This is a genomic window from Agrobacterium sp. CCNWLW155 (genome assembly GCF_036888815.1).
GTDB classification, from domain to species: domain Bacteria; phylum Pseudomonadota; class Alphaproteobacteria; order Rhizobiales; family Rhizobiaceae; genus Agrobacterium; species Agrobacterium radiobacter.
Map to the genome: position 1 here is coordinate 675,643 of NZ_JBAKFW010000001.1, position 11,931 is coordinate 687,573.

Sequence of the window (11,931 nt, forward strand, 5' to 3'; positions counted from 1 at the left end):
ATGGCAAAACGCCCCGCCTCGCCTTCCGCCGATCTTTCCACGACGTCAGGCTTTGAGGCGGGCGAAGGCGATCTCTTTGAAGGGGCGGATGAGCGCGGCTTTTTTGCAGAACCGCGAAATGCGCCCAGGAAACCCGAGCGGGCCGCAGCCATCTCAGAACAGGAAGCGGATGCGGCCCATTATCACGGTCACCGCGACAGGCTGCGGGCGCGTTACCGCGATGGCGGCGATGCAGCGCTTGCCGATTACGAGTTGCTGGAGCTTCTGCTGTTCCGGCTGATCCCGCGGCGCGATACCAAACCCATCGCCAAGGCCCTCCTTGCCCGGTTCGGAACCCTTGGCGGCGTTCTCGGTGCTCCTCTGGCCTTGCTGCAGGAAGTGAAGGGCGTGGGCGAAGCCGTGGCGCTTGATCTGAAGCTTGTCGCCTCCGTTTCCCAGCGCATGCTGAAAAGCGAAATCCGCAACAAGCAGGTTCTCGGCTCCTGGTCGTCGGTCATCGATTATTGCCATGCCGCCATGGCCCACGAGACGCGGGAACAGTTCCGCATCCTCTTCCTCGACAAGCGCAACGTCCTGATCGCCGACGAGGTGCAGGGTCAGGGAACCGTGGACCACACGCCGGTCTACCCGCGCGAAATCGTGCGGCGCGCGCTTGAGCTATCCTCTACAGCTTTGATTTTAATACATAATCACCCGAGTGGCGACCCCACCCCTTCGCGAGCGGATATCGAGATGACCAAAACCATCATCGATACGGCAAAGCCGCTCGGCATCGCCGTTCACGACCATATCATCATCGGCAAGGATGGCCACGCCAGCTTCAAAGGCCTTCGGCTGATCTGAAGCAAACGCGAAAGTTTAACGCGAGTTGCAACCCATAGAGGCGGCATCAACACAAAATTAACACCTATAAATTAGCATTTCCGAAAATAATAAATCAAGGCATCGAACCTTGATGCCTGAAGGAACGGGGGTGCTTTATGTTTAATGGAGTGCGTTTCTTTCGCGATAGATCCGGCTCGTCTGCTGTCGAGTTCGCCATCGTCGCACCGATATTCTTTCTCGTCCTGCTCACCATGATCGCCTACGGCATTTATCTGATGGCCGCCTATTCGGTGCAGCAGATCGCCGCCGATGCGGCAAGAACGGCCGTTGCCGGGCTGAACACGACCGAACGCCAGCAGCTTGCCCGCGATTTCGTCAGCAAAAGCGATCTCAGCTACGCCTTCATGGACAAGACGCGTTTCACCGTCAACGTCGCCACCGATCCCGCCAATTCCAACCAGTTCACGGTCAAGGTCGAATATGACGCCCGCAACCTGCCGATCTGGAGCCTCTACAGCTACACCCTGCCCGAGCCGGTCATCCGGCGTTTTTCCACCATCCGGATCGGAGGAGCATGACATGCGAGATATCCATTCCCTGCTCCCCCGCTTCCTTAGGGATAGAACGGGCAACATCGCCATCTCGGCGGGGCTCACCGCACCGCTCTTCATCGGCATATTAGCGCTCGGTGTCGATTACGGTTACCTGACATTGCAGAAACGGCAATTGCAGCAGACCGCCGACCTCGCAGCCATATCGGCGGCAGCCAATGCCGCCGATGCCGAAAAAGCGGTTCAGCAATATTTTGCCCTCAACGGCATGGATCTCGGCGTCAGGACGGCCCAGGGCATTTTGACCGCCAAGGGGCTCCAACCCTTCGATCCCCTGAATGAATTCGCCAGCAGCAAGGGTTATGCCGAAGTCATCAAGGGTCACTACGAGCCGGATGCGACGGTCCCTGTCGGCCAGCGTTTCGTCGATAACGCCCTGCCCACCAATGCGATAAAAGTGAACATCGTCGAACAGGGGCAGATATTCTTCGCCTCCGCCTTCACCAAGCCGCCCAAGGTTTCGGCCGTCGGAACGGCCTCGTCCCAGAAGATCGCCGCATTTTCGGTCGGATCTCGGCTCGCCAGCCTCGATGAGGGAATTCTCAACAGCCTGCTCGGCGGCCTGCTCGGCACCACGGTGTCGTTGAAGCTGATGGATTATCAGGCGCTTCTCGCCGCTGATGTCAACGCGCTGAAGATCGTCGAGGCGCTCGCCATTGATCTCAACCTCACCGCCGGCACCTACAAGGATGTTCTGAAAACCGAAATCAGCTACGGCAAGTTCCTCGACGTGCTGACGAAAACCACGGGATTACAGCCGACGGTCGTCAACATACTGAATACGCTGCAAAAAACCGTCAACAAGAGCAACGTCAAGATCAAGCTCGAGGAAATCCTCAATCTCGGCCCGTTCTCGGACAAGCTGATCGGTACGGGTGAAAACCTCAAGGTCACCGCCGGTGTCTTCGATCTCATCAATGCCGCAGCGGTAGCCGGCAATGGCGGCAATCAGCTGGGCCTCAATCTCAACGCCAATCTTCTCGGTCTCGCCTCGGTCAAGGCAACGCTTGCCATCGGTGAACCGCCGGTCGAAACGCCGTCGCTTGCCGTCGGAGGTCAGGGCACCGTGGTGCGCACCGCACAGACCCGGCTTGCGGTCAATGTCGTGGTTGACGGGCTTCAGGCCATAGCAGGCCTCAAGGTCAATCTTCCGCTCTATGTGGAAGTCGCCCATGCCGAAGCGCGGCTTGCCGATATTCGCTGCACGGGCGGCGGACAGGGAACCGTCGATGTCGAGGTCGTTCCCGGCGTTGCGGAAATCGCTCTTGGCAATGTCGATACCACGGCCTTTGCCAATTTCGGCAAGGATCCGCGCGTCACCAAGGCGGCGATCGTGGATTCGGCGCTGCTCGCCATCAATGGCAGCGCCCTCATTAACGCCACCAATATGACCAAGACCAAGCTGACCTTCACGCAGTCCGATATCACCCAGGCCAAGATCAAGAGTGTCTCCACCAAGGACACCGTTACTACTCTCGTCAGTTCACTGCTGAAGAACCTCAATCTGGATATCAGGCTTCTCTTCCTCAACCTTGATCTGGGAGGCCTCGCAGGCATTCAGGCGGCGCTTGCCAACACGCTTGCGGTGGTCACAGCACCCGTCGATCAGCTGCTTTACAACGTGCTGCTGGTTCTCGGCGTCAAGATCGGCGAAGCCGATGTGCGGGTCACGGATGTCCGCTGCCAGCAACCCGCGCTGGTGCAATAGTTCAGCACCGCGCACGAAAAAGCCGCCGGAAGGTCTCCCGGCGGCTTTTTTGTTTATTTCGTTAGGTCAGGCGTTGGCAATCGCCAGACGCTTCTCATCGCGGCCGCTCTTCATGCGCTCGGACAGCAGGAACGCCAGCTCCAGCGCCTGATCGGCGTTGAGGCGCGGGTCGCAATGGGTGTGGTAACGGTCGGACAACGAATCCGCCGTCACGGCGCGCGCACCACCTGTGCATTCCGTCACATCCTTGCCGGTCATCTCGATATGGATGCCACCCGGATGCGTGCCTTCGGCGCGGTGGATCTGGAAGAAGCTTTCGACTTCCGACAGGATCCGCTCGAACGGACGCGTCTTGTAGTGGTTGAGCGTGATCGTGTTGCCATGCATCGGATCGCAGGACCAGACGACCTTGCGGCCTTCCTTCTCCACCGCCCGGATGAGCTTCGGCAGGCTGTCCGCCACCTTGTCATGGCCGAAGCGGCAAATCAGCGTCAGGCGGCCGGCCTCGTTCGCCGGGTTCAGCGCATCGATCAGCTCGATCAGGTTATCGGGCGTCAGCGACGGTCCGCATTTCAAACCGATCGGGTTCTTGATGCCGCGGAAATATTCCACATGCGCATGGTCGAGCTGACGCGTGCGGTCGCCGATCCAGATCATGTGGCCGGACGTGGCGTACCAGTCGCCGGAGGTGGAATCGACGCGGGTCAACGCCTCTTCGTAACCGAGCAGCAGCGCCTCGTGGCTGGTGAAGAAGTCGGTTTCACGCAGGCTCGGATTGCTGTCCGCGCTGATGCCGATCGCCTTCATGAAATCCATGGTTTCGGAGATGCGGTCGGCCAGCTTGCGGTAACGGTCCGCCTGCGGGCTGTCCTTGATGAAGCCGAGCATCCACTGGTGAACGTTTTCGAGGTTGGCATAACCACCCATCGCGAAAGCGCGCAGCAGGTTCAGCGTCGCCGCCGACTGGCGGTAGGCGTCGAGCTGACGCTCCGGGTTCGGAATACGCGAAGCCTCGTTGAATTCGATGCCGTTGATGATGTCACCACGGTAGGACGGCAGGGAAACGCCATCCTGCACTTCCACGTTGGAAGAGCGCGGCTTGGCGAACTGGCCAGCAATGCGTCCTACCTTCACGACAGGCAGCTGCGCGCCATAGGTCAGCACGACGGCCATCTGCAGGAAAGCGCGGAAGAAGTCGCGGATATTGTCCGCGCCATGCTCGAGGAAGCTTTCGGCGCAATCGCCGCCCTGCAGCAGGAAGGCGTTGCCTTCAGCCACATTGGCAAGCTGCTTTTTCAGGCGACGGGCTTCACCGGCAAAAACGAGCGGCGGATAGGTCGCAAGCGTGGCTTCCGTTGCCGCAAGCGCTGCCGCGTTAGGATATTCGGGAACCTGCTGGATTGGCTTTTGCCGCCAGCTGCCGGGGGTCCAATTCTGTGCCATGTTCTTACCCTTTTCTCGCCCGCGCAACAGCGGCGCGACCGCCTCGAAAAATTGAGCGGCTTATAGCTCCAAGCGCCGAGTTTGCATAGACACTCGTGCACCCGCTCCTCCCTTTCCGACCCTTTTGATGCCGTCTGACGCAGAAAAATCGTTTCAAACGATTAAAATATCACAAGATGGTGTCCGCCTGCTCCCGTGCAATCAAGAAATTCCCCGTTTTGTGCGGATGTATTGGCGCAAGGAAAGAGGCAGATGGAAGAGAAAGACCGCCAGTCGGTCCATGGCAGAGGATGGCCAGGTCTCCCACTCATCATCGCCCCCGCCTTGCCTGCACAGTGCTTCAGTGCGTCTCATCTTTTCCATCAGGAACATGGTTTCCGGCAACATTTTTGTCTCCTTGGTGTGGAGAGACGAGTTAAGCGGACCCGGCGGGAGAGCATAGATGCACGTTTGAAAGACCCGTTTCATACAAAAACGGAGAAAGCGGCCCCTGATGCGCATAAGGTGCTGCGGTGATTTGGAGAAGATGCCGTGAAGGAAGTGGACTGGGACGATCTGAAGCTTTTCGACATTGTTGCGACAGAGGGAGGTTTGGCCGGTGCTGCAGGCAGAGCCGGGCTCAGCGCGCCGACGATTGGCCGAAAAATGCTCCTTTTGGAGCGCAAGATCGGACGAACGCTCTTCATTCGAAGCCAGAACGGATACAGGCTCGCCCCGGATGGCGAGGTCCTGCTCGAAAAGGTTCTGATCATGCGGCAAAGCGCGGCAGAGATCGCGCAATGGCACGGTGAGGCCTTCTCGCTGCCGATTGTTTCGATATCGAGCGACATCTGGATTGCGGGCTTCATAGCGGCCAATACAGCAGCCATCCGGGCCCCATCCGACGCTTTTCGGCTGTGCTGCAAGCAATGCGAGAACGAAGACGAACTGACCTATCGGCGCGGCCTGATTTCGATAAGGCACGACAAGCCAGCCACCGGAAATTTTGCCGTGCGCAAATCGGTCGACGTCGCCTATTGCGCCTATCGCCCGCAGGACAGTTCAGGCGCAGCGTTGACGCAATGGATTTCAATTGGAACCGAGGTGGCGGCGTCCGACGCGGAAAAATGGGTATTTCGTCATCGGGAACCGCTTATCCACACATGGACAAACGCGCCCTCACTTTTACCGGGCCTTATCCAGGGCGGCGCGGGAAAAGGCGTCCTGCCGTGCTTCGTTGGTGATGCCCTGCCCGGCCTCGTCCGCGATGGCGAGGCAATCGAAGAATTATCCCATCCGCTATGGATCGTCGTCAACGATGACGACCGGCATGCCGCGGAAATGCGGCTCGCCATAGACCGCCTCGTTGCCCTTTTGAAGAGCAACGAGAGCCTGTTCAGCGGGCGTCGGTGATAATCGGGCGAAAATCACCGATGTGCCGAAGTGGGAGGGTGACTAGACCTTTTCGCCGTTCACCACGCGGTAGCTCGGCGAATACATCGTCACCAGTTCCTCGGACGCTGTCGGATGAACCGCCATGGTGCGGTCGAAATCATCCTTGGTGCAGCCGGCTTTCAGCGTGATGCCGAGAAGCTGCGCCATCTCGCCCGCCTCATGGCCGAGAATATGGACGCCGACAACCTTGCGGTCGGCAGCATTGACGATCAGCTTCATGATCGTCTTTTCCTGACGGCCAGATAGCGTCGCCTTCATCGGGCGGAATTGCGCGCGATAGACTTCCAGTTCCGGGTACTTCCGGCCCGCTTCCTCTTCGGAAAGCCCGACCGTGCCGATTTCCGGCTGCGAGAACACCGCCGTGGCGATCAGTTCGTGGTCCGGCTTGGTCGGGTTGTTCTTGTATTCGGTTTCGATAAAGCACATGGCCTCGTGGATCGCCACCGGCGTCAGCTGTACCCGGTCGGTGACGTCACCCAGCGCGAAGATGTTCGGCACGTTCGTGCGCGAGTAATCATCGACGATGATCGCACCGCGCGCATCGAGCTTCACCCCGGCATTTTCGAGACCAAGACCCTTGGTGTTCGGATCACGGCCAAGCGCCAGCATCACCAGGCCGACATGCAGCGAGCCGCCCTGCTTCGTGCGCGCCACGAAGCCACCGGCGCCATCCTTGCTGACGTCCTCGATGATGTCTTCCAGAATGATGCGGATGCCCTTGGCCTCCATCGCTTCATGCAGGCCCTTGCGCATGTCGTGATCGAACCGCGAGAGGATTTCCTTGCCGCGATAGATCAGCGTCGTTTCGACACCAAGCCCGTGGAAGATATTGGCAAATTCCACGGCGATGTAACCGCCGCCGGCGATCAGGATCGATTTCGGCAGCTCTTCCAGATCGAAAGCCTCGTTGGACGAGATCGTTAGCTCATGGCCGGGCAGCGCCTTGTGCTCGTTCGGCGTGCCGCCGACGGCGATCACGATACGCTCGGCCGTGAACGTCTGGCCGGTTTTCGTGAGCTTCACGGTGTGGGCGTCAACCAGTTCCGCCCGGCTGTCGAAAATGTCCGCCTTGGCGTTTTCAAGACCCTTGCGGTAGAGCCCTTCGAGACGGGTGATTTCCTTGTCCTTCGCCGCGATCAGCTTCTTCCAGTCGAAGCTGCGTTCGCCGACGCTCCAGCCAAATCCTTCCGAGTCCTCGAAATGTTCCGGGAATTGCGAGGCGTAGACGAACAGCTTCTTCGGCACGCAGCCGCGGATGACGCAGGTGCCGCCATAGCGGTATTCCTCGGCGATTGCCACGCGCTTGCCGAGCGAGGCCGCTACACGGCCGCTGCGCACGCCGCCAGAACCGCCACCGATGACGAAGAGATCGTAGTCATAAGCTGTCATAGTCAAAACCCCTGATCAAAACCGCCGTCCTCAGCCTCGAGACGGGTGGCGGCGCATTCACGGCACATATAGGTGCTGCGACGCACAAATGAAAAGCCCGGTCTTGCAACCGGGCTTTGAATATTTCTGAACTGTTTCTTCAATCAGGGCTTGGGAGCTGCCGGAGCGCCGCCCGTGGCGTTCTGATCGGCCGGAAGCGGCTTCAGATCGGCGCCTGCGACCTTCTGCAGTTCCGACATGCTGGAGGCGTTCAGGTCACGGTTGATGCCGGCGGCCCAGATGTCGGCGGCCTTCATCAGTTCGCGCGTGGCGATCGGGCCGTCCTTCAGGAGCTTCTTGCCCGCTTCGCTGCTGTAGAAGGTGGAGATGGCGTTCAGCTCTTCAACGGTGAAGGCGCGCGCGTAGGTTAGCGCGGCTTCGCGTTCCAGATCGGCGCGGCGCGGCGCAAGCTCGAGCGCCTTCGCGTCAACGGTCTCGGTGATCGCGTCCTGCACATTCGGCGAGGCCTGAATGAGTTCGGCTTTCAGACGCTCCGCCAGTCCAGGCAGAATGTCGTCGAAACGGTCGGTAACGCCAAGAGAGGTGATAGCCTGCCGTGCGGCAGCGATATGCGCTTCCGAAATTTCCTGAGCGCGTGCGGCAGTACCGAACACGATGCCGGAAATGAGGATCGAAGCAGCGGCAGCTTTGCCCAGTCCCGCTAGTTTGACCATGAAAATCTCGCTCCTGTTATACTGCCTGCATCACGCGGGCGCCTTCAGGACCCGCGATGATGGCAAGCGATGCCAAATTTATGAAAAGTCCGTGCTCGACGACACCGGGAATCGTGTTCAGCTCGCGTGCTAGCGCTTCTGCATCAGGAATACGGCCAAAAGATGCGTCAAGGATGAGGTGTCCACCGTCGGTCATGAAGGCGCCATCACCGGACGAGCGCATCGTCAACGCGCCCGAAAGGCCTGATCGCGCCGCCAGTTTTTCGATGGCGATGCGCGTTGCCACCTGGCCGAACGGGTTGATTTCGATGGGAAGCGGAAAGGCGCCAAGCGTCTCGACGACCTTGCTTTGGTCGGCGATGACGATCACGCGGGCGGATGCCGCAGCCACGATCTTTTCGCGCAGAAGCGCGCCGCCGCCGCCCTTGACGAGACGCAGCGCATGATCAACCTCGTCGGCGCCATCGATGGTCAGATCAAGCTCCGGCAATTCATCGAGGGATTTCAACGGCACGCCAAGCTCGACGCACAGGCGCGCGGTACGCTCGGATGTCGGCACGCCCTCGACCTTGAGACCGGCTGCGACCTTTTCGGCCAGAAGCCGGACAAATTCCTCGGCCGTCGAACCCGTGCCGATACCAAGCCGCATCCCGTCCTGAACGTGGGACAATGCGGCCTCGGCGGCCTTGATCTTCATCTGGCGGGCATCCATGTGCCTGAAACTCCGGTAGCTTTGTCGTCGCCGTGCTGTTTACACGGGTCGAAAGCCAAACGAAAGCCTTTTTCAAGGCAACGAACAGAACGTTGTGACGCGGTTGCAAAGACAGGCCCGTTTGCCTAGGCTTGGCGCAAATGAAAGCACCCATATCCCAGAATCCGCATTCTCCAAGAGGCCAGTTCCCGTGACAACCCGCACGCTCTCCCCGCTCGCCATTTTCGATCTCGACGGCACGCTGGTCGATACCGCCGCCGATCTCGTCTCGAGCCTTAACCACACCATCGCTGCAGCCGGGCTTGCCCCCGTTACCTATGACGACCTGACGCATCTCGTCGGCCAGGGCGCTCGGGTGATGATCAAGCGCGCCTTCGCACTGCGCGAGACGGAACTGCCGGAAGCCGAGATCGATCCGCTCTATGAGCGCTTCATCACCCATTACCGGGCCGAAATGCCCGGCGAAAGCCTTCCCTATCCGGGCATCGTCGCGGCTCTGGACGCGCTAAAGGCCGCCGGCATCACGCTTGCCGTCTGCACCAACAAGACCGAAATCCTCGCTGTGCCGCTACTCGAAAAACTCGGCCTCACGCCCTATTTCGCCGCCATCACCTGCGGCGATACCTTTGAGTACCGCAAGCCCGATGCGCGCCACATCCTCGGCACCATCGAAAAGGCCGGCGGTGACCCGCAACGCACGGTGATGGTCGGCGACAGCATCAACGACATCCTCGCCGCAAAGAACGCTGGCGTGCCATCGATCGGCGTCACCTTCGGTTATACGGATGTGCCGATGGTGAAACTCGAGCCGGATGTCGTGATCGACGATTTCAATGAATTGACGCCGGCGCTGTTCGAAGAACTGGTTGCTAAGGGTGCCGCTGCGGCCTGAGAGGCTGTGGGCTAGGCGGAAAAAGCGAGGGAGCGGCACACTCAACCGCGTTGAGGGTTGCGCGCCCCTTCTTCCGTCATGCCGGACTTGATCCGGCATCCAGCCACGGCGCGTCTGCACCGTGAGAAGAGTCTCTCGCGATCAAAGACTTGATCGCGCTGGACCCCGGATCAAGTCCGGGGTGACAGAGTACGGTGTTGCCGTTAACGCCAAATGTAGCAGGCGGACCCTACCACCAAACAAATCGGGAAGGCCTTTCCTTCAAACAAAAAAGCGCCGTCTCCGGCGCTTTTTCTCTTGATGGTATGCTGATCAGATCGACACGGCCCGCGCCTTCGTCGTCACGGCGAATGCCTTCTGAACATAGCTGTCGCGATCATAGACATCGTCGAAGAATTGCACCTTGCCATCCTTGTCCGGCCACGCGGTGAAATAGGCCACATAGACGGGAACCTTCTCCGGCACCTGCACGGCCCGGTTCTTGCCGGATGCGATCTGCTCGCCAACCTTGTCGACGCTGGTGCCGAGAACGGCCGCGGCCATGCGGCGCGGATCGACCAGGCGGATACAGCCATGGCTCAGCGCCCGCATGTCGCGGTTGAAGAAGCTCTTGGCCGGCGTGTCATGCATGTAGATGGCATGCGCATTGGGGAACAGGATCTTCAGGTCGCCCAGCGCATTGTCGCTGCTCGGCGGCTGACGCACGGAAATCGCGTTGGTCGAGCCGTACCAGTTGACGCTGGTGGAAGAAACGGCACGGCCGCCCACCTGCACTTCGTAACCCAGACGGTCGAGATAGGACGGATCACGGCGCAGCTTCGGCAGCATCTCATTGACGATGATCGACTGCGGCACGCCCCAATAGGGGTTGAACTCGACGGTCTGGATCTCATCCTGGAAGAAATAGGTCTGGTTGGCCTTCGAGCCGACCACCACCTTCATGCCGAACTGTTCCAGGCCGTCATTGTGGTAATAGGCCATGAAAGCGGGTTGGTTGATGAAGACGTAACGCTGGCCGAGATCGGCCGGCAGCCAGCGGACCTGCTCCATGGCCACTTGCACCTTGGCGATCTTGGCGTCATTGCTTTCGCCGACCATGGCGCGCACGGTCGCGCGGCCAATCACGCCATCCGGCTTCAGGCCGTTTTCGCTCTGGAACGCCTTCACCAGATCGACGAGATCAGGCGTATAATCCGGCGTCTGCTGATACGCGGAAATGATCGCCGCATGCTCGGCCTTGAAGGCGGGCGAAGCGCGATGTTCGATGGCCTTGACGACATTGGCCATATCCGCGCTGCTGTTGCCGGGCTTCAGCACCAGATCGGCGGGAACGCGCACGACATGCGCCGCGTCACCCTCGCCGCGCAGGCGGGCAAGTTCGGTCTTCAACGCAAGATATTCGGCGCTAGACGGTTCGCGGCTGCGCAGATAGGCGGCGACATCGGGGCTGAGGCCCGCAAGCTTCAGCACGGGTGCGAGGTTCACCGTCTTGCGCTTGAAATCATGGTAGCCGGAAAGCCGGTTCGGATCGACACGGCCACGGGTCGTATCCTGCACATAGGCAAGAACCTTGGCGGAGAGCGCCAGCTCGAACTGCATCTGCGCCCGCTGATAGGCATCGGATACGGGTGCCGAGGCCGTTTCGACCGGCGTACCCGTTGCAGTCGTGCCGGCAGCGTTGCTGCTGATGCTGGCGGTCACGTCCTTTGCCGGTGCGGAAATGCTGTAATCGGCCGGATCGAGGCCACTTTCGCCCACCGTCTCGAAAAAGGTGATGACGGCATTGGCGCGCGCGGTAAGCTCACCTTCCGAAACCCACAGCGTCTTGCCGCCGGCGCCATAATAGGCTTCCAGCGCCTTGGCGATCTCAGGCGTGGCGCTGAACTTCAGATTGGCGAGACCTTCGCCGAAATTCGCGGTGTTTACGACACGGGCCGTATCCGCCTTGTAGTCGTAATAGCGAGGGCCGGAAACGCGCGGCAAAGGCTCGGGGTCGGAAGCGTCCGCACTCTGTCCTGCGCCAGGTCCAGAGGCCGAGGGCGAGGTGACGATGCCGGCCGGCGGCAATTCACCGCGATCACGCGCGATCTTGCCGGGGCCGCCGCGCAGGAGGTCCATCAGCGTTACCGCCCCGGCGCTGCCGGGAAGAGCGGTGGAAACGGAAAGACCGAGAGCCAGCACCAGCGCTGCCGATGATTTTCCAG

At 60.1% G+C, this 11,931-nt stretch carries 11 protein-coding genes; 5 read left to right on the forward strand and 6 right to left on the reverse strand.

All coding sequences use genetic code 11. From position 1 onward, the window contains the following. From radC to V6S97_RS03430, 3 genes are all read left to right on the forward strand, one after another. The gene (gene radC, locus V6S97_RS03420; protein ID WP_003502909.1) at window positions 1-843 is read left to right on the forward strand and encodes a RadC family protein; all 843 of its coding nucleotides are present in this window, start codon (window positions 1-3) and stop codon (window positions 841-843) included. A gap of 137 nt (window positions 844-980) precedes the next feature. Next, window positions 981-1,403 carry a TadE/TadG family type IV pilus assembly protein gene (locus V6S97_RS03425; protein WP_080866152.1) on the forward strand — a complete coding sequence of 141 codons (423 nt, stop codon included), beginning with the start codon at window positions 981-983 and terminating at the stop codon, window positions 1,401-1,403. 1 nt (window position 1,404) lies between these two features. Then, the gene (locus V6S97_RS03430) at window positions 1,405-3,144 is read left to right on the forward strand and encodes a TadG family pilus assembly protein (RefSeq protein WP_112277857.1); all 1,740 of its coding nucleotides are present in this window, start codon (window positions 1,405-1,407) and stop codon (window positions 3,142-3,144) included. Between the two features lie 66 nt (window positions 3,145-3,210). On the opposite strand, the gene V6S97_RS03435 is transcribed toward V6S97_RS03430, so the two are convergent. Together V6S97_RS03435 and V6S97_RS03440 are read right to left on the reverse strand one after the other, a co-directional pair. Next, window positions 3,211-4,587: a class II 3-deoxy-7-phosphoheptulonate synthase gene (locus tag V6S97_RS03435; RefSeq protein WP_003502915.1), complete on the reverse strand. Its 1,377-nt coding sequence runs from the start codon at window positions 4,585-4,587 to the stop codon at window positions 3,211-3,213. A 201-nt stretch (window positions 4,588-4,788) separates the two neighbouring features. Further along, window positions 4,789-4,974 (reverse strand): hypothetical protein, encoded by a 186-nt coding sequence (locus tag V6S97_RS03440; RefSeq protein WP_003502917.1) that lies wholly within the window; start codon window positions 4,972-4,974, stop codon window positions 4,789-4,791. Window positions 4,975-5,118: 144 nt separating this feature from the next. Here V6S97_RS03440 and V6S97_RS03445 point away from each other — a divergent pair, with 144 nt between their 5' ends. Further along, window positions 5,119-5,979 carry a LysR family transcriptional regulator gene (locus tag V6S97_RS03445; RefSeq protein ID WP_111794630.1) on the forward strand — a complete coding sequence of 287 codons (861 nt, stop codon included), beginning with the start codon at window positions 5,119-5,121 and terminating at the stop codon, window positions 5,977-5,979. Between the two features lie 42 nt (window positions 5,980-6,021). Here V6S97_RS03445 and gor read toward each other — a convergent pair whose 3' ends face one another. The 3 genes from gor to rpiA all read right to left on the reverse strand — a co-directional run bounded on the left by gor (window position 6,022) and on the right by rpiA (window position 8,835). Continuing rightward, a complete protein-coding gene (gene gor, locus V6S97_RS03450) occupies window positions 6,022-7,410 on the reverse strand; it encodes a glutathione-disulfide reductase (RefSeq protein ID WP_080866155.1) in 1,389 nt (462 codons plus the stop codon). Between the two features lie 143 nt (window positions 7,411-7,553). Beyond that, on the reverse strand, window positions 7,554-8,123 hold the full coding sequence (locus tag V6S97_RS03455; protein ID WP_003524811.1) for a DUF2059 domain-containing protein: 570 nt from the start codon (window positions 8,121-8,123) through the stop codon (window positions 7,554-7,556). 16 nt (window positions 8,124-8,139) lie between these two features. Further along, on the reverse strand, window positions 8,140-8,835 hold the full coding sequence (rpiA, locus tag V6S97_RS03460) for a ribose-5-phosphate isomerase RpiA (protein ID WP_003502924.1): 696 nt from the start codon (window positions 8,833-8,835) through the stop codon (window positions 8,140-8,142). A gap of 190 nt (window positions 8,836-9,025) precedes the next feature. On the opposite strand from rpiA, the gene gph reads away from it, so the two are divergent. Continuing rightward, entirely contained in the window at window positions 9,026-9,727 is a 702-nt protein-coding gene (gph, locus tag V6S97_RS03465) for a phosphoglycolate phosphatase (protein WP_003502925.1), read from the forward strand. Between the two features lie 312 nt (window positions 9,728-10,039). On the opposite strand, the gene V6S97_RS03470 is transcribed toward gph, so the two are convergent. Then, on the reverse strand, window positions 10,040-11,908 hold the full coding sequence (locus V6S97_RS03470; protein WP_161974166.1) for a L,D-transpeptidase family protein: 1,869 nt from the start codon (window positions 11,906-11,908) through the stop codon (window positions 10,040-10,042). Between the last annotated feature and the right edge of the window lie 23 nt (window positions 11,909-11,931).